This is a genomic window from Acinetobacter sp. GD03645 (assembly GCF_029845285.1).
GTDB lineage: Bacteria > Pseudomonadota > Gammaproteobacteria > Pseudomonadales > Moraxellaceae > Acinetobacter > Acinetobacter corruptisaponis.
The window spans coordinates 158206-179152 of the sequence record NZ_JAOCLL010000002.1 but is presented as its reverse complement, the minus strand read 5'-3'; the positions used below and the strand labels follow the sequence as shown (position 1 = coordinate 179152).

Annotated in this window: 16 protein-coding genes and 4 tRNA genes; 11 read left to right on the top strand and 9 right to left on the bottom strand. The window is 45.8% G+C overall.

Translation table 11 applies throughout. The features are described from left to right. Positions 1 to 66 precede the first annotated feature (66 nt). Positions 67 to 1011: a cation diffusion facilitator family transporter gene (locus N5J47_RS02355; protein ID WP_279958712.1), complete on the top strand. Its 945-nt coding sequence runs from the start codon at positions 67 to 69 to the stop codon at positions 1009 to 1011. Between the two features lie 31 nt (positions 1012 to 1042). On the opposite strand, the gene N5J47_RS02350 is transcribed toward N5J47_RS02355, so the two are convergent. Further along, positions 1043 to 1381, bottom strand: a complete 339-nt coding sequence (locus tag N5J47_RS02350) for a hypothetical protein (protein ID WP_005156642.1) — start codon at positions 1379 to 1381, stop codon at positions 1043 to 1045. Positions 1382 to 1610: 229 nt separating this feature from the next. Here N5J47_RS02350 and N5J47_RS02345 point away from each other — a divergent pair, with 229 nt between their 5' ends. Both N5J47_RS02345 and N5J47_RS02340 read left to right on the top strand, forming a co-directional pair. After that, positions 1611 to 3230 carry a hypothetical protein gene (locus N5J47_RS02345; RefSeq protein ID WP_279958711.1) on the top strand — a complete coding sequence of 540 codons (1620 nt, stop codon included), beginning with the start codon at positions 1611 to 1613 and terminating at the stop codon, positions 3228 to 3230. Between the two features lie 200 nt (positions 3231 to 3430). Next, on the top strand, positions 3431 to 4339 hold the full coding sequence (locus N5J47_RS02340; RefSeq protein WP_267980881.1) for a hypothetical protein: 909 nt from the start codon (positions 3431 to 3433) through the stop codon (positions 4337 to 4339). Between the two features lie 84 nt (positions 4340 to 4423). Here N5J47_RS02340 and N5J47_RS02335 read toward each other — a convergent pair. The 7 genes from N5J47_RS02335 to N5J47_RS02305 form a co-directional block, all read right to left on the bottom strand. Beyond that, positions 4424 to 4499, bottom strand: a tRNA-Glu gene (locus N5J47_RS02335). Between the two features lie 39 nt (positions 4500 to 4538). After that, positions 4539 to 4614: transfer RNA gene (locus tag N5J47_RS02330), tRNA-Glu, on the bottom strand. A 245-nt stretch (positions 4615 to 4859) separates the two neighbouring features. After that, positions 4860 to 6266 carry an amino acid permease gene (locus N5J47_RS02325; RefSeq protein WP_279958710.1) on the bottom strand — a complete coding sequence of 469 codons (1407 nt, stop codon included), beginning with the start codon at positions 6264 to 6266 and terminating at the stop codon, positions 4860 to 4862. Between the two features lie 113 nt (positions 6267 to 6379). Next, positions 6380 to 6455: transfer RNA gene (locus N5J47_RS02320), tRNA-Glu, on the bottom strand. Positions 6456 to 6510: 55 nt separating this feature from the next. Continuing rightward, a tRNA-Ala gene (locus tag N5J47_RS02315) sits at positions 6511 to 6586 on the bottom strand. A 58-nt stretch (positions 6587 to 6644) separates the two neighbouring features. Continuing rightward, complete coding sequence (gene gltX / locus N5J47_RS02310) at positions 6645 to 8153, bottom strand: glutamate--tRNA ligase (RefSeq protein WP_279958709.1); 1509 nt, start codon at positions 8151 to 8153, stop codon at positions 6645 to 6647. A 108-nt stretch (positions 8154 to 8261) separates the two neighbouring features. Beyond that, a complete protein-coding gene (locus tag N5J47_RS02305; protein WP_267980802.1) occupies positions 8262 to 8570 on the bottom strand; it encodes a DUF4179 domain-containing protein in 309 nt (102 codons plus the stop codon). A 411-nt stretch (positions 8571 to 8981) separates the two neighbouring features. Here N5J47_RS02305 and N5J47_RS02300 point away from each other — a divergent pair, with 411 nt between their 5' ends. The 8 genes from N5J47_RS02300 (at position 8982) to N5J47_RS02265 (ending at position 18213) form a co-directional block, all read left to right on the top strand. Continuing rightward, positions 8982 to 9977 carry a sulfate ABC transporter substrate-binding protein gene (locus tag N5J47_RS02300; RefSeq protein WP_267980801.1) on the top strand — a complete coding sequence of 332 codons (996 nt, stop codon included), beginning with the start codon at positions 8982 to 8984 and terminating at the stop codon, positions 9975 to 9977. A 197-nt stretch (positions 9978 to 10174) separates the two neighbouring features. Further along, positions 10175 to 11101, top strand: coding sequence for a 16S rRNA (cytosine(1402)-N(4))-methyltransferase RsmH (gene rsmH / locus N5J47_RS02295; protein ID WP_279958708.1), 927 nt, complete (start codon positions 10175 to 10177; stop codon positions 11099 to 11101). Continuing rightward, a complete protein-coding gene (gene ftsL / locus N5J47_RS02290) occupies positions 11098 to 11436 on the top strand; it encodes a cell division protein FtsL (RefSeq protein WP_004683425.1) in 339 nt (112 codons plus the stop codon). Before rsmH ends, ftsL begins: the two co-directional genes overlap by 4 nt. Positions 11437 to 11446: 10 nt before the next feature. Next, positions 11447 to 13279 carry a penicillin-binding protein PBP3 gene (gene ftsI / locus N5J47_RS02285; protein ID WP_279958707.1) on the top strand — a complete coding sequence of 611 codons (1833 nt, stop codon included), beginning with the start codon at positions 11447 to 11449 and terminating at the stop codon, positions 13277 to 13279. A 3-nt stretch (positions 13280 to 13282) separates the two neighbouring features. Further along, positions 13283 to 14782: a UDP-N-acetylmuramoyl-L-alanyl-D-glutamate--2,6-diaminopimelate ligase gene (locus N5J47_RS02280; protein WP_279958706.1), complete on the top strand. Its 1500-nt coding sequence runs from the start codon at positions 13283 to 13285 to the stop codon at positions 14780 to 14782. A 22-nt stretch (positions 14783 to 14804) separates the two neighbouring features. Continuing rightward, on the top strand, positions 14805 to 16214 hold the full coding sequence (gene murF, locus N5J47_RS02275; protein ID WP_279958705.1) for a UDP-N-acetylmuramoyl-tripeptide--D-alanyl-D-alanine ligase: 1410 nt from the start codon (positions 14805 to 14807) through the stop codon (positions 16212 to 16214). Then, positions 16215 to 17333: a phospho-N-acetylmuramoyl-pentapeptide-transferase gene (gene mraY / locus N5J47_RS02270; protein WP_267980796.1), complete on the top strand. Its 1119-nt coding sequence runs from the start codon at positions 16215 to 16217 to the stop codon at positions 17331 to 17333. A 61-nt stretch (positions 17334 to 17394) separates the two neighbouring features. Continuing rightward, complete coding sequence (locus N5J47_RS02265) at positions 17395 to 18213, top strand: putative RNA methyltransferase (RefSeq protein WP_279958704.1); 819 nt, start codon at positions 17395 to 17397, stop codon at positions 18211 to 18213. A 13-nt stretch (positions 18214 to 18226) separates the two neighbouring features. Here the strand turns inward: N5J47_RS02265 and ponA are convergent, their stop codons facing one another. After that, a complete protein-coding gene (ponA, locus tag N5J47_RS02260) occupies positions 18227 to 20818 on the bottom strand; it encodes a penicillin-binding protein PBP1a (protein WP_279958703.1) in 2592 nt (863 codons plus the stop codon). Between the last annotated feature and the right edge of the window lie 129 nt (positions 20819 to 20947).

Sequence of the window (20947 nt, the reverse complement as noted above, 5' to 3'; positions counted from 1 at the left end):
ATTCATTAATGATTTGAGATAGTGTAATTAAAAAGCAGTTTGAGCTTTGTATATAAGGAGTCCAACATGAGTGGACATCATGGGCATGACCATAGTCATGCAGTGGTGACTGAGGGCAATGCCAGAAAACTTACTATTGCCTTAATACTCACCAGCACATTTTTAGTGATTGAAGTCATTGCAGGCTTAATTACACAAAGTCTGGCCTTGCTGTCTGATGCTGCACATATGTTTACCGATGCAGCCGCTTTGGCGATTGCTTTGGCGGCGATTCAAATTGCCAAACGTCCAGCAGACAACAAACGGACGTTTGGCTATCAACGCTTTGAAATCTTGGCGGCATTGTTTAATGCCTCTATGCTGTTTTTTGTGGCGATGTACATTCTTTATGAGGCCTACCAGCGTTTTTCCCAGCCGCCTGAAATTCAGAGTTTGGGGATGCTGATTGTTGCATCAATTGGATTAGTGATTAACCTGATCTCAATGAAGATTTTAATGTCGAGTGCTGCTGACAGCTTGAATGTAAAAGGTGCCTATTTAGAGGTGCTTAGCGATGCCTTAGGTTCGGTCGGAGTCATTATTGGTGCGGTGATCATCTATTTCACCAACTGGTATTGGGTCGATACGATTATTGCAGTTGCGATTGGTTTCTGGGTGTTGCCAAGAACATGGATTCTACTTAAGCAAAGTATCAATATTTTGCTGGAGGGCGTGCCTGAAGAGGTGGATATTGAAAAACTGCGCAATGACTTACTGGCACTGGATGGCGTTGAAAGTATCCATCAATTGAAAGTCTGGGCGATCACTTCAAAAAATATTCATCTGACTGTACATCTGTTCGCGCCAAATGCTGATCGGAACCAACTGCATCATGCCGCAGCAGAGATGCTATCGCACGAGCATGGTATTGCCGAGGTGACCTTGCAAATTGAGGATGATGCAGAAATGAATTGCCAGCATACGCATCAACATGATGAAGATGAGGAGCATGGTCATTCACATCAGCATTAAGCTGATGTGAAACCCACTTCTTTTATGTGGTTTAATTCTGCCATTCATGATTGCAGTCACGGCATTTCCAGTGCTTTTGCGCCTGCATAAAGGCCTGCATAGAGATTTTAAAATCTGGCAGATCACGCCAGAATAGAACACCTGCAATTACACAGACACCAAATACCGCAACAGTTGCGATTTGCAGTGTTTGTCCTGCACCATTACCAAAAATCCACATCCCAACACTGATCAGCACCAAAACCAGTAAAATAAAAATGGCGGGAACGAGAAGCACCAGGCTTTTTGGCACATTGGGACGAGGGCTGTTGGCACCCTGACTGACAGGCATAATTTTCACGCTTTGACATTTAGGGCAACGGTATTGCATAGAGGATTCCTATAGTGTTTTGGCTATTTTAGCGAAAATTATGCAAAAGCTAAAATCCTGAATTATTCAAATACATAATTTTACTTGTTTTGTACTTTTAACTGCTATCGAATCAGCGCTGGAGTTAAGCCAAAGGTCTATATACAGCTCGTCTAAACCTGTTCGCAAAACTACAATCAGTCATGATAATTTTGTTCTAGGGTTTGTTTACGGTTGTGAAAGGAAACGCATGTTATCCACCAAAATTCTAAAATTGCGTTTGTCACGGATTGCAAAGGGCAAGGAACATCTTTCCACTCAGGACAAGTTGATGCTGGTCAGTATGGAAAGTCCTGATCTCAGTGCCAATTTCTTTTTACGGCTCTTTAAGATGTCTTTGCCAAAACAATGGAAATTCAGGCATGAGACAGAAGAGGACATCCTGTATTCAACACAGCTGATTCAATTGATTGAAGATGAGTTTATTCCTGCCTATGAAAGCCATGCCAGAAAACATGCCTGGTATGAACAATGCCTGATGTATCGACTGAACTTCATTACGCCACAACCGACTCAGCAGCAAATCAACATCTATTTGCGTCAACTCGCCCCATGTTTGGACCAGCAGCCTAAACTGGATTTGCTTCATCATTTTCAGCAGCAATATCCAAGTGCCCAGCATGCGGTGGCACTGGCGAAGTCCTATGCAGGTGCAGGGCAATATGCGCAGGCCATCACACAATATGAATGGGCGGCGCAGCAATCCACCCAGCGTAATGAAGTTGCCTTTTATGGCTATATCGACTGCCTGATTAAGCGGAACCAGCCTGAATATAAGCCACGCCTAAGTGATGTGGAATATGCAGTTGAGTTGTTAAACCAATATGGCAAACCGATTGACCAGAAAACCCATGCCATGCTGTTGCAGCGGGCAGTGAGCCTGTTGTTACCCGCCAACATTTTGCAGACACGGGCAACTGAAACCAATATTCTGGCGGATGTTGGACGTGGTTTAAATTCACTGGGGAAATCCTTGGGAGGAATACTGGGTGGAAGAGAGTTGCATCTTCCTTATAGTCAGGATGTGATTGCCAGCGCGCCCCAGCTTTTAATGGATCAGACCATTCTTGCGAGCCTGGCTCATTCAAATAACATGCAGGCAGCGTTAAAACGTATTTTAAACCCTGAAAATGATTTGGCAATCACACAGGATAATGCTGAACAACAACTTGGGTGTTTATGGCTTGCTGTTCAGGCCAATCCTGATATTTTGAAATTATTGAACCAACCTGAGCAATTGACAACAACGCTGACCAATACAAAGGCATTGGGTGAGACCAATTTAAATCTGGGAACAATCCAGACCATTCTAGCGCAGGGCTTAATGGCCTATCTAGGCGATATTCGTCTGGATAAACACCATCCTGAAAGAACGGCCTTGTATGACCAGCGGGATGTGGTGATCACAGAAATGACTGCATTTGCCCAATGGTTCCATCAGGATATTTTAAAGGTCTACCTTGAGCAACAAAGCAAACGATTGCAGCACATGCTGCGTTTGTTGCGTGAGCAGACGGTTGAGGCTGGGCTGACAAGCGGGCTGTTTGCCTATCAGTTTGAACAGCAGCAGCGGGCTCAGGACCTGTTTAACTGGATGCAGCAAAAACTGGAAAAGGGCAATGATTTTGACAGGATGCAGGCTGCATGGGTGGCGCTGAGGGAGATTGTTCATTTCCATCTTGAGGGTGTGGAAGAAAAGATTGAGTTACTCCAGCAGGCTTTGGAAAAGTATAAAACCATCCGTCTGGAACAGGTGTGGGTACGACCAGAGCAGCCTGAAAACACATCCATCAAAGAAGATGAAAAGTAACGTTTTTTTCTTAGAGATTGTATGTCTGACGCATTAAATAATTTGAAGTTACGCAACAAAAAGACGCAATTTGCCATGCGTTGCATGCTAATCTAGAAAAAAACGTTGAATAAGTTTAAGTAGAGTGTAGCCCATAGAAATGGGCCAGTAAGAAAGGGAAGAGGGAGAACATCTTGAATCGACAAGATGATAAAAAGGCAATGTTTGATATTATGCCAGCAGACTCAGATGAATCGGGTGAAAAACCATCACTGTCACGTCGGCTGATCAACAAGACCCTGCAACATGCGCAGGATGCGGTTGAATTTGCCACGGACACATCCCGTAATATTGCAGGTGTTGCGGATGCCGCACTGGATGCCCTGGATCATGTGACCCACCAGACCAAACGGGGAGTGGAGGGGATGCGCAATTCCGTGCGTGACATGGTTTCCGAAACCAGCGAGGCAGCGCGTCAGGTTGCATTGGCAATGGCGAGGGCATCTCTGGGTAAAGGTACAATTACCCTGTATTTGCCTGAAATGTTATTGAACAGCCAATTGCGTAAACGCATCAATCGGGCGGAAATTGATGACATTAAGGTGGAATGTGGCAATGACCGCTTTCACATTGAACTGGACGGGCATTACCGTCGTTTTCTCTATCGTCTTTCGCTTGAGTTCAATGTGCTGGAATGTCGCATTGGTCAGGAAAAGTATTTACGCCTACGCCAAATTGATGAGCATTTAGACCTGCAAATCCGTCATGGTGGCACGCTAACCAACTGGGCGGCACGTCGGGTGGGTAATGTCAGCTTTGAAGTCATTAATTCCTTGCCCATTCCTTTTTTAATTAATCACCTGATCCGTGATGTGCCAGGCATCCAGAAAGAGGGGCACCGCATTTGGTATATCGACCTTGAGGAAGCGGGCTTTATTGATTTTATTAACAATCGTTCATGGATGGTTGATAAGCTGCTCAGCCTGTCTGATTTTAGCATCCTGCCTGGCTTGAACATTTTGCAGGAAAGCCGTGAGCTGGTACAGCAACTGGTGGACCAGTTTGAGATTCGTGGCTTACGGGTACAGTCAGGACGGCTGGAAGTACAGGTTGGTATCGGAACAGATTAGGGTAGGGGCGTATTGTATACGCCCTGTAAATTGCATATGTCCAATAAAAAAAGCCACTGTCAGTGCAGTGGCTTTTTTAGAATCTGGCGTCCCTACGGGGATTCGAACCCCGGTTACCGCCGTGAAAGGGCGATGTCCTAGGCCTCTAGACGATAGGGACTTATTGAGGCATACATCTGATTAATTTATTTAAATTAATTGGCGTCCCTACGGGGATTCGAACCCCGGTTACCGCCGTGAAAGGGCGATGTCCTAGGCCTCTAGACGATAGGGACGTTTCAGAGGTGGGCGTATATTAGGTTGAATTGCATAGGGTGTCAAACACTTTTCTCAGGAAAATCCAGAAAAACTTGATAAGTGTCTAAAAATAAAGCGTTGTGCGGAATAAATAAGCAAAAATGGTTTTAAGGTCAGTTGTTTCAGCCAAATCGCCTTTTTATGGAGATAAAAAATGCAGCTTGAGCAAGCCAAAGCGATTGAAGCTTTGGCGAAGTGCAAGTGCATTTTTATTGAGTCAATTTTATGTACGGTCACGATAGAAAACGTAATGGCTGAGATAACAGGCTGCGATAAACAGTAAACATCCGATAAAGCCAGCCTGCATTTCAGGATCTGCCGCCATACTTAAGCCTGTAATAAAGCAGAAGACAAAACCCAGAATCGGAACAATCGGATAAAGTGGTACAGCAAACTTTAGGTCTTTTGCGGAGTGACCAGCCTTGTACCATGTACGTCTAAAGTTGAACTGGCTCCAGCAGATGCTCATCCACACAATCACCATAGTAAAAGCGGCAATACCGAGTAAATTCTTAAAAATGGTTTCAGGGGCAAAATGCTCTGATAACAGTCCTGGAATTGCACCAAACATGGTGACCACCAGTGCAATCACAGGTGTGCCGCTACTCGACAGGCGCGAGAACACTTGTGGAAGCTGGCGCTGGGCGGACAATGACCACATCATCCGTGATGCCGCATACAGACCAGAGTTAGCGGCAGACAACAGTGCGGTAATAATCACGAAGCGGATAATGTCATCGGCATAAGGAATACCAATGTAGTTAAACACAGTCACAAAAGGACTGTTGCTTACACCCTCACCACCCAGGCCTGCAACCTGAAATGGCAATAAGGCGCTAATCACCACGATAGTGCCGACAAAGAAAATCAGTAGCCGCCAGATTGCGGCATTGATGGCTTTTGGCACATTCACCGCAGGGTCTTTGGTTTCACCTGCTGCCACTCCAATCAGTTCAGTGCCTGAAAAGGCAAAGTTTACAATCAGCATGGTGGTGAAAATTGGAACCAGTCCCTGGGGAAACCAGCCTTGCGCAGTAAGGTTGTGGAATAGGGGGGCAGACTCGGCACCGTGGAAAGGAATCAGGCCGAAAATTGCCAGCAAACCCAGGATAATAAAGGCAACCACAGTCACCACTTTAACCAGTGCCAGCCAAAATTCAGATTCAGCAAAAATACGGGTTGAGCTGAGGTTCAATGCAAAAATGGTGATGGCAAAGATAATGGTCCAGATCCACATGGAAATATGTGGAAACCACTCCTGCATCAGCAAGGCTGCAGCCGTAAATTCGGTCCCCAGGGTTGCGGTCCATGTCAGCCAGTAGACCCAGGAAATCATGTATCCCGTACCTGGACCAATGTATTTTTGCGCGTATGCACCAAAGGAACCCGCCACAGGCATGTGTACCGCCAGTTCACCCAGACAGAGCATGACCATATAGGCGATCAGGCCGCCTAAAATATAGGCAATGATGGCACCAACTGGACCTGTTTGGGCGATGACTTCACCAGAACCAAGAAACAGGCCTGTACCAATTGCACCACCTAAAGAAAGCATGACCAAATGGCGGGTACTCATCGCACGTTTCAGTGCCTTGGTTTCTGAATTCGCATTTGAGTTGGAAGATTGCATAGCACAATTTGTCCAAGCATGGAGAAGCGGCTATTTTATGGAAAATTCGGAAATGTGCAATCTGAATAATGGAAAGATTGAGAGAAAAGTATAATTATTGGATAAACAGAATATGGCGTCCCTACGGGGATTCGAACCCCGGTTACCGCCGTGAAAGGGCGATGTCCTAGGCCTCTAGACGATAGGGACAGATGAGGCAGTCATTTATCTGCATAGCGCAGATGAAACATACACATAAAAAACTTGGTGGAGTCAAGCGGGATCGAACCGCTGACCTCTACAATGCCATTGTAGCGCTCTACCAACTGAGCTATGACCCCAGTATGTGTGACAGCAATCTTAGGGGGATTGCCATCACACGTCAATGATTAGATTGAATTAATTTTCACTGTTTGCATCATTTTTCGGCAATTTCAGCGTTTCATTCAACTTTTCCCAAACTTTCAGTTCCTTCTTGCTTGGAGAACCAACAATCTCAAGCGCATGGCGTAGACGGGCAAAGGTCAGGTCAGGCCCAATGGTCACCATGGATTGCATGACAGGCGTGGAGCTGGTTGAACCTGCAATCGCAATAAAGAATGCAGGCATGAAGTCACGCAGCTTCACTTCCATCTGGTTTGCCAAATCCATCAGTGTCTGGCTGACCGTATCATTGTTCCATGTGAACTGGCTTTCCAGACGCCAAATGGCAAACTGTAGACTTTGGCGAACCTGTTCTTCAGTCAATTTCTTGCTTTCAAACTGTTCCTTGCTGATTTGAGGCATGTGGTTGAAATAGAAACCTGCCCAGTTTACCGCTTCAGACAACAGGTTAATACGTGGCTGAATGGCGGTGGCAATATCTTCCAGCGTTTGACGGTCGCTTTTCCATGCCAGTAAACGGTCCAGCAATTGTCCAGGAGTCAGTGCCTTGATCCATTGACCATTCAGCCAGTTGAGTTTTTCAACATCAAAGATTGGACCACCCAGTGAAACACGCTGTACATCAAAGTTTTCCACCATTTCCTCTAAGGTGAACACCTCACGCTCATCTGGCATTGACCAGCCCATACGGCCTAAATAGTTGAGCAGGGCTTCTGGTAACACGCCGATGTCACGATAGTAGTTAATTGAGGTTGGATTTTTGCGTTTAGATAATTTTGATTTGTCTGGGTTACGCAATAAAGGCATGTGGCACAGGGTTGGCATGTCCCAGCCAAAATATTGATACAGCAACTGGTGCTTTGGTGCAGAAGGCAGCCATTCCTCGCCGCGCAATACATGGGTGATTTCCATTAGGTGATCGTCAACCACATTGGCAAGGTGGTAGGTCGGCAAGCCATCAGTTTTTAACAATACCTGCATGTCTACCTGTGCCCAGGGAATCTCCACTTCACCACGCAACAGGTCATTGATCTTGCATACTCCCTCTTCAGGGACTTTCATGCGGATCACATGGGGTTCGCCCGCAGCAAGACGATGTTCCACTTCTTGCTGTGATAATTTTAGCCCACGACCATCATATTTGGGTGTTTCACCACGCGCCTGCTGTTCAGCACGCATCTGGTCGAGTTCTTCCGCGGTTGCAAAACAGTAGAAAGCATGACCTTTTTTAACCAATTCCAAGGCGTATTGCTTATAGATTCCCATCCGTTCCGATTGGCGATAAGGCGCATGCGGCCCACCAACATCAGGACCTTCCGACCAGTTCAGACCCAGCCAGCGCAAAGAGTCCAGAATCATCTTTTCAGATTCAGGTGTTGAACGAAGCTGGTCGGTATCCTCAATACGGAGAATGAACTCACCACCATGCTGTTTGGCAAAACACAGGTTGAACAGGGCAATATAGGCAGTGCCTACATGCGGAAAGCCTGTAGGAGAAGGAGCAATACGGGTACGAACTTTCATAGGGGAATGGGTTTTTTAAAATAAAATTGGCACTATTATAACGAAAAAGCCTAGTCACGACATGACTAGGCTTATTTAAACATGCAAGGGGACTAGATATTTAAAAAATCAGGAATTTTGCTGCTGGAACAGGCTCTGCACAAAACGTGAAAAACGTTGGTTCTGCGTTGCAAAGAAATTCTGTGTTGGCGTGGTGCGGATGGTGTTCAACATTTTCAATTCATCATCTGTCGATGGAATCATGCTGGTGTTGCGTTTTTGCTGATCCAGCGCCTTGCCAATAAGTGAAGATGAGGTCGATTTATCAATCGTTTTTATGTTACTGCTTTCTTTAATTGCAGCTGCATGCCCGAACTGGACTGAACATACCAAAAATAGGCTTAAGCATAATGTTTTTTTCAATTTTAATGCTCGCATTGCTAACATCCCCTACATGATTTTGAGTCTACAAGACTAACTAAGCGAATATAGTATTGCTTTAATGATACAATTCAAACATAAATATTAATGAAAAAGTAGAACCAAGTCACATTTTTTACAAAAAAGATAAAATTCCATTAATTTTATGTCCAATATTTATAGCTGTGTGGCTACTTTGTGTGCAAGTTAAATTTAGCAGGCAAATATGTAGAAAGCGTGAAGAAGTGTCATTATTCTTTATTTTATTAAACTTTCTTAATTTTAGCTTTTTTTCTGCTAAGTGTAGGTGGTTTTACTATATCTCTAAAACTGGATAATAAACAAATTATTAATATAACTATATGATTGTAAAATAATTATAAAGAAATATAGTGGTCGTCAATGGGGCGAAAAACGAGTAATCGGTCAATGAAAAAATTAATTGCGACTGCTGTATTGGCATTGGGTCTGGGTGGAGTGGCACAGGCGGCAACAACTTTCCTGAATGTTTCCTATGATCCAACACGCGAGTTCTATCAGGAATACAATCAGGCATTCGGGCAATACTGGAAACAACGTACAGGTCAAGAAGTTGACTTTAAGCAATCTCATGGCGGCTCTGGCAAACAGGCGCGGTCTGTGGTTGATGGTTTGCAGGCGGATGTGGTGACCTTGGCACTGGCCAATGACATTGATGAAATTGCCAATGCAGGCCTGATTCGAAAGGACTGGCAAAAACAGTTCAAGGATAATTCCGCACCGTATACCTCAACCGTGGTATTCCTTGTGCGCAAAGGCAATCCTAAAAATATCAAGGACTGGAATGACCTGACCAAAGAGGGTGTGGAAATTATTACCCCAAATCCAAAAACAGGGGGTGCGCCTCGCTGGATTTATTTATCTGCCTGGGGCTATGCATTGAAGCAGCCAGGTGGAAACGATGCAAAAGCGCGTGATCTGGTGAAAAAGCTGTATCAAAATGTCAAGGTGCTGGACTCTGGTGCGCGTGGTTCATTAACCACGTTTGCTGAGCGTGGCATTGGTGATGTGCTGTTGTCCTGGGAAAATGAGGCTTTATTGGCGACTCAGGGACTCGGCAAGGATAAATATGAAATTGTTTATCCATCCATTTCAATTTTGGCAGAACCCTCGGTTGCAATCGTTGATAAGACCGTGGATAAAAATGGAAACCGCCAGTTGGCGCGTGGCTATTTAAACTTCCTTTATTCACCGTTGGGACAGGAGCTGGCGGCGAAACATTATTTCCGTCCGCGTAATCCTCAGGTTGCGGCAAAATATGCAGCACAATTCCCAAAAATTAAGTTGTTTAGCATTAATGATGTGTTCGGTGGATGGGCAAAGGCGCAGAAAACCCACTTTGTAAATGGTGCGGTCTTCGACCAGATTTATACAGAAAAGCAATAAACACTCAGAACAAAAGCAGCGTAAATAAACGTGAAAAGCAAATACACAGGATGTATTTGCTTTTTTCTTTGCCAAAAAGATCAAGAAAACGGTTTTATCTATAGAAAGTTAAGAATTCTCTACAAAAAGTCGTTTGGTACTGGCATAAAACAAGGTAATAATGTGCAGTTACATTTTTAGCTATTGATCTATTTCTTATGTCGCATATTTCTGTCTTACTTCATGAAACCGTTGATGGCGTATTGGCAGGTCGCGACACAGGCATTTATGTCGATGCCACCTTTGGTCGTGGCGGACATACCCGACTGTTGCTCTCAAAGCTGGATCAGGATGCGCGTGTTTACGCATTTGACAAAGATCCGCAGGCGCTTGAGGTTGCGGCACAACTGGAACAGGAAGATTCCCGTTTCAGGATCATCCATGCCAGTTTTGCCGATATGCAGGCTGAGCTTACTAGGATCGGCATTACTGAAGTCGATGGCATTATGGCGGATTTGGGCGTGTCATCGCCGCAGCTTGATCAGGCAGAGCGTGGCTTTAGCTTTATGCAGGACGGGCCACTGGATATGCGGATGGATAATTCGCAGGGTCCAACCGCAGCACAATGGCTGCTTGAAATCGAAGAAGAAAAACTGGCCAATATTATCTATCAATATGGTGAAGAACGTTACAGCCGCCGTATCGCCAAAGCGATTAAGCAGGCGGGTGAAATCACCACCACCGCGCAACTTGCTGAAATTGTCAAAACCGCACATCCAAAATGGGAAAAGCATAAGCATCCCGCAACCCGTAGCTTTCAGGCCATTCGTATTGCCATTAACAAGGAGCTGGATGACATTGAGACATTCCTGCCGCAGGCGGTAGAATTGCTCAAGGCAAAAGGGCAGTTGGCGGTGATCAGCTTCCATTCTCTGGAAGACCGTTTAATCAAGCAGTTTATTCAAAAAGAATCGAGTCTGGCTGAGGATTCAGGCTGGGGCATGCCACAGGCACAGGTGGATACCCGACGTTTAAAGAAAGTTTCACGTGTTCGCGCCAGTGAAGCGGAAGTCAAGGCAAATCCTCGTTCGCGGAGCGCATGGTTGCGCGTGGCGGAGCGTTTAGAGCAAAAAGGCAAACAATGAATAACAACAATAATGATGATATTTTATCAAGCGGCAACAAGGGACTAAAAAAGGTTGTTGTTTACGCTGTACTTGTTGCACTGGTGTTTGTCAGTGCAATGATGGTGGTGTTTCAGGTATTTGAGTATCGCCATGATTATCGTGACTTAAGTGCCTACATGCGTGAAAAGGATGACTTAAACGCGGAATGGGGCCGTTTGCTGATTGAGCAGCAAACCTTTGGTGCCACAGCACAGATTGGTTCCCGTGCGGTCACGCAACTGCGCATGTTTTCACCACCTGCGGCACAAACGGTTGTGATTTCTTTACCTATGACTTCAAAGCAAGACAAATAAGGCATGCTGTATGGCAGATAAGCGAAGCAAACCAATACGAAAAAAACAGCAGTCCATTTCGGAAAGACCCACCCTTGCGCTGGATATGTGGCGATTTTACTTGCTTTGGGGAACGGTGCTGCTGTGCTTTGTGGTGATTGTGGCGCGCGCTTTCTATGTACAGGTGGTCAATAAGGATTTCTTGCAGAACAAGGCCAATGCCAACATTTTACGAACTGAGCGTCTAGAGGCAATGCGTGGGGTGATCAGTGACCGTCATGGCGTGCCACTTGCGATCAGCACCCCAATTATGAAGATTGTCATCGACCCAAGGGATTATTGGGAAACCAAGCAGCTTTATGATGAAACGATGGCTGAGCTCAAAAAAGACCCGACCAGTCGTAAATTAAAACGTCAGTTGCCTGATAAAAACCTGAATCTGGATGAATTGGCGGATGCTGTGGGTGTTGATCGCCAAAGTTTGAAGAAGCAGATGAATGATCGTCCACGGTCACGCTATTTGGTACTGCAAAAAGAAATTCCACCGCAACAGGCCGATTTAATTGTTAAGCGTAACTTTCAGGGTGTCTACGCGGAAAAAAGTTATAAACGCTACTATCCGCAACCCCAGCCCAATGCCCAGATTATTGGCCTGACCAATAGTGAGGGAACAGGGATTGAGGGACTGGAAATGCAGTTGAACAAGCAACTGGCAGGACTGGATGGCGAACAAAAAATTATTCGGGATAAAAAAGGCAACCGTTTAAAAGTTTCAGAAGTCATTAAGGAAGTTGAATCGGGCGAAAATATCACCCTGAGTATTGATTCACGTTTGCAGTACATTATGTATCGTGAACTGACCGCCGCTGGGGTGGCAAACAATGCACGTTCCGCAACCGCGATTGCGGTGGATGTGAAAACAGGTGAAATTCTGGCAATGACCAGTTGGCCGTCCTATAACCCGAATGATAAAAATGGGCTTTCCAATAAGGACGCGATGCGTAACCGTGGTGCCATTGATATGTTTGAGCCAGGTTCAACCATGAAGCCGTTTACGGTTGCGGCGGCATTGGAAAGTGGCAAATATACGCCGAACACCATTGTCAACACTTCACCAGGTTCGATGCGTTTGGGTTCGCATACGATTCGTGATACCCATAACTATGGCGCCTTGACCCTGACAGGCATTATCGTTAAATCTTCGAACGTGGGGTCAGCCAAATTAGCCTTGTCCTTGCCTAAAGATGCCATACCCTCTTTCTTCCGTCGAGTGGGTTTTGGTCATCGTTCAGATGTTAAATTTCCAGGGGAAAGTGCAGGTCTGCTGTACTCAGGTGATAAGTTGAATCTATCACAATTGGGGACGATGGCTTATGGTTATGGCTTAAGTGCAACGATTTTGCAGTTGGCGCAAGGTTATGCCATGTTGGCAAACCATGGGGTGGAAGTACCATTAAGCCTGCATAAACTGGATCAGCCGCCTAAGGGTACACAGGTGCTTGATCCTAAAATTGCCGATCAAGTGTTGATGATGCTGGAGCAGGTTACCATGCCAGGCGGAACAGCGACCCAGGCCAATATTCCTGGCTATCGTGTAGGGGGTAAAACAGGAACGGCACACAAGTTGCGTGCAGACCGTAAAGGCTATTCCAGTAATGAGTACCGAGCCTTATTTGCTGGCGTTGCACCGATTAGTGATCCACGTTTGGCCATGATTATTGTCGTGGAAAATCCACAGGGACGTTATTACGGCGGTCTGGTTGCCGCACCTGTGTTTGCGCGAATGATGCAGGAGTCTTTACGCCTGCTCAATGTTCCACTGGATAAGCCACTCGATACCCCACAAAACCCAATCCGTAGGTAGATTATGTCGATTAGTTTTCAACAGATACATCAAATCAGCATAGATGCGGCTTGGTATACACAACCGTTTAAAGGCTTCTGTCTGGATAGCCGTAAGGTTGAAGCAGGGCAAATCTTTATTGCCTTAAACAGTTATAGCCAACCTGAAAAAACGCGTTTATTTGCTGAGAATGCCTTGAATGCGGGTGCATTGGCAGTGATTAGTGAAACAGATCTAGGTCTTGCAAAGGAATGGGTCTGTCCCGAAGTCCGTTATTTAATGGGTGAATGGCAGAAGCAATATTTACAGGTAGTCGATCCTGTGACAGCGCTGCGTGGAATTGCAGTCACAGGCACCAATGGCAAAACCACCATTTCACGCCTGATTGCCGAATTGATTAGCTCGCAGGGCCAAGGCTGTGCAGTGATGGGAACAACAGGCAATGGCATTCTGCCAAACCTTATGCCATCAACACATACCACTTTGGATGCCTTGCAGTTGCAGAACGCATTGCATGACTATGCCAAACAGGGTGCCAATTTTGTTGCACTTGAAGCTAGTTCACATGGTCTGGAGCAAGGCCGTTTAAATGGCTGTGCGATTGAAATTGCGGTTTATAGTAATTTAAGCCGTGACCATCTGGATTATCATGGCACACTTGAAGCCTATGCTGCGGCAAAGGCTTTGCTGTTCAGGTTTACAAGCTTAAAAGCCGTCATCATTAATCTGGATGATGCCCATTCCAGTCTCATGCTGGATGCAGCCAAAGCCAATCCATCCCAGCCTAAAATTTTGACTTATTCCCTGACCCAGACAAATGCCGATTATCATATTGCCGATTTGCAATACCGTTTGAGTGGGGCAGGTTTTACGCTTATTAGCCCAGCGGGTCGTTATACAGTTCAAAGTCCACTGCTTGGACATTTTAATGTTGAAAACCTATTGGCGAGCCTGATTGCAGCAGAATATGCAGGTTTTGCCCTGGCTGATCTGGTGCAGTTTGTACCACAGCTCAAGGGTGCGCCAGGGCGGATGCAGGTGATACAGGATGCTGACCGCTTATTTGTTGTCGATTATGCGCATACCCCTGATGCCTTGATTCAGGTGTTGACGACTTTAAAACGGCATGTCACTGGACAGCTTTGGGCAGTATTTGGCTGTGGCGGTGACCGTGATCGTGGCAAGCGCCCCCTCATGACTCAGGCCGCACTGGATCATGCCAACCCTGTGATGCTGACTTCAGACAACCCGCGTACTGAAAATCCTAAACAGATTTTTACAGATATGAAGCAAGGAATTGATTTTGCTGATCATATTGTGCATGAAATCCATGACCGTCGTGAAGCGATTAAATTTGCGGTGGCACATGCACATGCGGGAGATATTGTGGTGATTGCAGGCAAGGGGCATGAGAACTATCAGGAAATTGATGGGGTTCGTCACTGGTTTGATGATGTGGTGGAAGTACAGTCAGCGATTGCTGCACAGTCACATTCTGTAGATTCGGCTTATCCTGCACAATAGGATCAAAAGGTAAATAAAAACCATGCATACCTCAACCACCAGCACTGTACCGCTTGAACCGTGGACCGCAGAGAAACTTCAACAGGCAACTCAGGGTGAATGGCATCAGCATAAGATTCCTCAAGGGGAAATTAAGCGAATTTTGACTGACTCACGTCATGCTGAAGAGGGTGATGCTTTCCTTGCATTAAAGGGTGAGCGTTTTGATGCGCATAACTTTGTAAAGCAAGTGGCAACACAGGGTTGCCAGATCGCCATTGTCGAGCGACCAGTTGATGTGGATATTGCCCAACTGATTGTAAAAGATACCCGTGTGGCCTTGGGGCAGCTTGGCGCCTATCGCCGTCAGCAGAATCCACAGCTCAAGGTGATTGCCCTCACAGGCAGCAGTGGTAAAACCACCACCAAGGAAATGCTCGGCAGTATCCTGTCGCGTTTAGCACCCACCCTGATTACGCGGGGGAACCTGAACAATGATTTAGGTGTGCCGATGATGTTGCTGGAACTGCGTCCAGAACATCAATATGCAGTGATGGAGTTGGGAGCCAGTCATCAGGGTGAGATTGATTACACCTCAAATTTGGTGCAACCGCATGTGGCTGGGATTCTGAATATTGGAACAGCACATTTGGGTGAGTTTGGTGGACGTGATGGAATTTGCTGTGCCAAGTCAGAAATCTACACACATATCTTGCCGAATGGTACCGCAGTTGTCCCTGCACATGATGATTTCACGGCCACCATTCGCCAAAATGCAGATAATCACCCCATTCTGAGTTTTGGCGAGGGCGGTGATGTGTATGCAAGCGAAATTCAGCTTAATCCACAGTCCGCACAGTTTAACCTGCATACGCCGCAAGGTAGCCGAGCAGTGAGCCTGCCATTTGCAGGGGCGCATAATGTGCAGAATGCAGCGGCGGCAACGGCTTTTGCCTTGGCGATTGGTATCGAACTTGATGATATTGTCCAGGGTCTGGAGCAGGCGCAGGGAGCGAAAGGCCGTCTGAATTTCATTCAGCAGCAACATTGTTTATTTATTGATGACACCTATAATGCCAATCCAACCTCAATGCGTGCAGCAGCACAGGTATTGTTGCAGCAGCAGGGGGTAAAAGTCATGGTGATGGGGGATATTGGCGAACTGGGTGACAGCAGTTGGCAGGAGCATCATGACTTGGGCTGTGACCTGTCAGCATTGCCGCTAGACCATTTGGTCGTGGTGGGTGAGTTTGCTACGGCAGCCCAGCAGGGTTCGGCGCATTCAGAAAAGTTACACGCATTTGCAACACAGGCAGACGCTTTACCATTTTTAGTTAATTTAGTCCAAACATACGGATTAGGCGAATCCGCACAGCCGATCAGTTTCCTGTTCAAGGGGTCACGTTATACCCATATGGAAACGCTGATGGCTGACTTGATGGAGAAAATTTAAATGTTGTTATGGTTATTTGAACATCTGGCGGGCTATGAAAGCTCATTTCAGGTGATTCGTTATTTAACACTGCGTTCGCTACTCAGCATCCTCACTGCCTTGACGATTGGTTTGGTGCTTGGCCCAATCATGATCCGCAAATTGCAGGCATTAAAATATGGTCAGGCAGTCAGCTCATTTGCACCTGAAAACCATGCCAAGAAAATGGGTACGCCGACCATGGGTGGGGTGCTGATTCTCCTGTCGATTGGGATCAGTACCCTGCTTTGGGCGGACTTATCCAATCCCTATGTCTGGATTGTTCTAGGTGTCATGGTGGTATTTGGTGCTGTGGGCTGGGCAGATGACTGGATCAAGATTCGTTACAAAGACAATGCGGGCCTACCTGCACGCAAAAAATTCTTTTGGACTTCAGTTGCTTCGCTAGGTGCGGGTATTGCCTTATATATCATTGCAAAACAGCAGGATAATCCTGTTTATACTGCGAATATGCTGGACTTGCTGATCCCTTTCTTTAAAAACCTTTCCATCCCACTTTCGGCTGTTCCATTAGGTCTGGCATTTATTGGCTTTACCTATCTGGTGATTAACGGGGCATCCAATGCGGTGAATCTCACCGATGGTCTGGATGGTCTGGCGATTATGCCGATTGTGATGGTTGCGGCAGGTCTAGGTGTGTTTGCCTACTTGTCAGGTGACATCCGTTTTGCCAACTATCTACATATTCCATATGTGAAATATACATCAGAATTGGTGGTGATCTGTTCTGCCATGGTGGGTGCTGGTCTGGCATTCCTTTGGTACAATGCCCATCCTGCACAAATCTTTATGGGTGATGTTGGTGCTTTAGCATTAGGTGCAATGTTAGGTACGATTGCAGTGATGGTTCGTCAGGAAATCGTGTTTGCGATTATGGGTGGTGTATTTGTGATGGAAGCGGTTTCGGTATTCCTGCAAATCGGCTCCTTGCGGATGCGCAACAAGCGTGTATTCCTAATGGCGCCTTTGCATCACCATTATGAAAAACAGGGCTGGAAAGAAACCCAGGTGGTGATCCGTTTCTGGATTATTACCATTTTCCTGGTCGTGTTGGGACTAATGACGTTAAAATTACGTTAAGCCATGATTCAAGAGAGAAGCTGGTGTGAATACCAGCTTTTTTTATGTTTGGAGAAAATAGATGAGTGTATTGATGTGTCCTGTTTGTCGCCAAGCATTGAATTTGGTCGCAAATTCTTGGCAGTGTGAAAAAGGGCATCATTATGATGTGGCCAAACAAGGCTATGTCAATCTGCATGTGGTCCAGCATAAACACAGTAAAACCCCAGGCGATACGCCAGAGTCGGTACTGGCGCGCCGAGAATTTTTACAGGCTGGTTTTTATCAGCCCTTACAGCAGGTGATGGTGGAGTTGCTGCAACAACTCAAGCCCAAAACAGTTTTAGATATCGGTTGTGGCGAGGGCTACTATACCCATGCCATGCAGCCTTGTACAAAACACTGTGTTGGTGTTGATATTGCCAAAACCGCAGTGCAAAGGGCAGCAAAACTCAATTCACGGGTAGTCTGGGTGGTGGGGACAGGGGCAATATTACCTGTACAGGATCGTTCGATTGATGTCTGTAGCAGCCTATTTAGTCCCATTCCTCAGCAGGAAATTACAAGGGTATTGAAAGATGAGGGTTATCTAATCATTGCCACGCCTGCACCAAGACATCTTTATGCATTGCGTGAGGCATTGTTCGAACAGGTCAACCTGCACGAGCCGCAGAAATTTGTTGAGCAGCTGAATACTGAGTTTGAATTGAAACAGGAACAGGTTGTTGAAGCACCCCTATCATTGGATCAGCAGGCATTAAGGAACCTGATTGCCATGACACCTTATGCATATAAAGCCAACCCAGAACGACGAAAAACGATTGAGCAGCAACAGCATTTTGCAGTGACAGCCGTGTTTCAAATTTATGTTTTCCAGAAAAGAAACAGGCCATCAATTTGATGGCCTGTTTCTTTTACTGAATTTCATTGATGAGGTTTTCAATCCGATCCCGTTGAGGGGGAGGATTTTGTGGCGTAGAACCCATCGCTGGTGGTTGTTTTCGGGTGGGCACCATGATTTGCTCCTCACCCGAGGCTGAATCAGGTAGGTCTGAGAAGTCATTTTGTGCTGAGCGATCAGGTGCTGGTGGTGCTGGACGGTACAATGGACGTGCTAAAGGAGGGGATGCGCGATATTCCTTTTTGTCGTCACCTTGCTGGACCTGTAGTTTATCGCGGGAAATAGGCTCTTTTGCCTCCTTGTCCAGACGTACCCAGGCAGATGGCGTATCTTTGAGTGAGTTCGCCATAAAGTTGGTCCAGATTGGCAAGGCTGCGACACCACCATATTCGCGGCGACCCAGAGTCCGTGGCTGGTCAAATCCAACCCAGGCAATTGCAACCAGTTTTCCATTAAATCCAGCAAACCAGGCATCCTTGGCATCATTGGTGGTTCCTGTCTTGCCGCCCAAGTCATCACGACCAATTTTGAGTGCGGCGCGACCCGTACCATGCTGAATCACATCACGTAAGATATTCGCCATGTCATAGGCCGAGCTTGATTTTAAAATACGTTGTGCCTGACGATAGTCACTGTTGGTTTTTGTTTCTTTATCAGTGTCTGTAGCTGTAATTTGGGTTTCAGAAGCAGCAGTTGCATCATCCAGAGTCTGATTGGTGATTTCCTTAACGTCTCCATCTTCCTGTTTTTGAGTTTCGTCAGGTTGTTGCTCATTATAGGCATTTGGATCATTAATACATGGAATACAGGCATACTCAGGCTTGGTTTCGTAAATCACCTTACCCGATGCATCTTCAATTCGCTTGATGAAATGAGGCTGGATTCGATAGCCACCATTGGCAAAGGTGGCATAACCTGTCGCCATTTGTACAGGCAGTACCTGTGGGGTTCCCAGTGCAATGGTGTAGTTACGGGGAATCTGTTCCTCTTCCAGACCAAAATCCATAAACAGTTGGCGTGCACGCTCAATACCCACATTTTGCAATAGTCGGACTGATACGGTATTTCGTGATAAATAGAGTGCACGACGGAGTGGAATCATCCCCAGATAGCGTCCATCAGAGTTTTTAGGGGACCACTTGCCAATGGTGATTGGACTATCGTTCACCATGGTGTATGGGGTCATGCCACGTTCTATTGCAAGTGCATAAACGAAAGGCTTAATGGTTGAACCAGGCTGTCTCCAGCCCTGTACAGCACGGTTAAACTTGGACTGATAGAAGTTATAGCCGCCAACCACCGCTTCAATTGCCCCATCATTTGGATTGAGGGCAATCAATTGTCCCTGAACTTTAGGTACCTGAACCAGAGACCAGACGCTCTTGTTCTCATTTGGGCGCAGGCGAATGATATCTTTTACTTTTACAATTTGAGAGGCATTTGAGGGACCACCACCAACACTGTTGGCATTACGATAGGGTCTTACCCAGGACATACCTGACCAATTCACCGTAACTGTGGACCCATCCTGCATTAATGCTTCAAATGAATTATTATTGACCTTGACCACTTCTGCTGGATAAGTGTTGGCATAGGCCATAAACTGACTGAGTGGTTTATCATGTGCCTCAGGACCGCGCCAGCCATGACGGCGGTCATATGCTTCCAAACCCTCCTGAACAGCCTCTTCTGCATAACGCTGGCGGTTACTGTCAATGGTGGTATAGACCTTGTAGCCAGAATCAATTGCCTGTTCACCAAAATGCTCAACCAGCTCAGACCGTACCATTTCTCCCACATAAGGAAAGACATTGCTTACGGAACGGTCAATCATGTTGAGGTTAATTGGTTCAGCAACAGCTTTCTGGTATTGGGCCTGATTGATATAACCCAATTGCAGCATGCGTCCAAGAATCCAGTTTCTCCGCTCAAGCGCACGTTCTGGGTTGACCACAGGATTGTATTTGGAAGGTGCTTTTGGCAAACCTGCAATCATTGCCATTTGTGCTGTAGTTAATTCATTAATATTTTTGTTGTAATAGATTCTTGCCGCCGCCGCAATGCCGTAGGCATTTTTGCCCAGAAAGATTTTATTGACATAGGAACTTAAGATTTCCTGCTTGGTCAGGTTTTGCTCTATTTTTCGGGCTAGAAACACCTCGGTGAGTTTACGTCTTAGCGTTCTTTCAGGACTTAAATAATAGTTTTTTGCCACCTGCATGGTAATGGTTGAACCGCCTGTTTGCACATCTGAACCTGTCACGGATTCAGTTAGAGCTCGCCCCAAGCCCTTGAAACTAATACCATTATGCTCAAAAAATGAGGAATCCTCAGCAGCCAGAAAAGCATGGATAAAGGTAGGAGGAATATCTTCATATTTCACAGGGATAGAGAGTTTGCCGCCATACTCCGCAATGAGTTTGTTATCCGCCGTATAGACCTGTAATGGTTTTAATAAAGGTGCCTTTTTTAATGAACTCATATCTGGCAATGAGGGTGCTAGATAGAGATACATGCCATAAAATCCCATTGGAAGTGAGACTAAGATAATAATAAGGATCAAAAAAAATGGGCGAACAATACCAGAACTGGATAGCTTTTTCATAATAAGTAAGTTTTAATAAGAGCGAATGGCAAACTAATTGTGGTCAGTATATCCTTTAGACATACGGATTGTTAGATGAGATATTGTATCCGTATCAATTAAAGACCAAAACAGATTAGTGAGTTGTAC

Coding starts and splice junctions, on each gene's coding strand:
- N5J47_RS02265 (WP_279958704.1), top strand. CDS start 17,395: ATGAGTGTATTGATGTGTCCTGTTTGTCGCCAAGCATTGAATTTGGTC.
- N5J47_RS02355 (WP_279958712.1), top strand. CDS start 67: ATGAGTGGACATCATGGGCATGACCATAGTCATGCAGTGGTGACTGAG.
- N5J47_RS02345 (WP_279958711.1), top strand. CDS start 1,611: ATGTTATCCACCAAAATTCTAAAATTGCGTTTGTCACGGATTGCAAAG.
- ftsI (WP_279958707.1), top strand. CDS start 11,447: ATGGCAGATAAGCGAAGCAAACCAATACGAAAAAAACAGCAGTCCATT.
- N5J47_RS02350 (WP_005156642.1), bottom strand. CDS start 1,381: ATGCAATACCGTTGCCCTAAATGTCAAAGCGTGAAAATTATGCCTGTC.
- gltX (WP_279958709.1), bottom strand. CDS start 8,153: ATGAAAGTTCGTACCCGTATTGCTCCTTCTCCTACAGGCTTTCCGCAT.
- mraY (WP_267980796.1), top strand. CDS start 16,215: ATGTTGTTATGGTTATTTGAACATCTGGCGGGCTATGAAAGCTCATTT.
- N5J47_RS02325 (WP_279958710.1), bottom strand. CDS start 6,266: ATGCAATCTTCCAACTCAAATGCGAATTCAGAAACCAAGGCACTGAAA.
- rsmH (WP_279958708.1), top strand. CDS start 10,175: ATGTCGCATATTTCTGTCTTACTTCATGAAACCGTTGATGGCGTATTG.
- murF (WP_279958705.1), top strand. CDS start 14,805: ATGCATACCTCAACCACCAGCACTGTACCGCTTGAACCGTGGACCGCA.
- N5J47_RS02280 (WP_279958706.1), top strand. CDS start 13,283: ATGTCGATTAGTTTTCAACAGATACATCAAATCAGCATAGATGCGGCT.
- N5J47_RS02305 (WP_267980802.1), bottom strand. CDS start 8,570: ATGCGAGCATTAAAATTGAAAAAAACATTATGCTTAAGCCTATTTTTG.
- N5J47_RS02340 (WP_267980881.1), top strand. CDS start 3,431: ATGTTTGATATTATGCCAGCAGACTCAGATGAATCGGGTGAAAAACCA.
- ftsL (WP_004683425.1), top strand. CDS start 11,098: ATGAATAACAACAATAATGATGATATTTTATCAAGCGGCAACAAGGGA.
- ponA (WP_279958703.1), bottom strand. CDS start 20,818: ATGAAAAAGCTATCCAGTTCTGGTATTGTTCGCCCATTTTTTTTGATC.
- N5J47_RS02300 (WP_267980801.1), top strand. CDS start 8,982: ATGAAAAAATTAATTGCGACTGCTGTATTGGCATTGGGTCTGGGTGGA.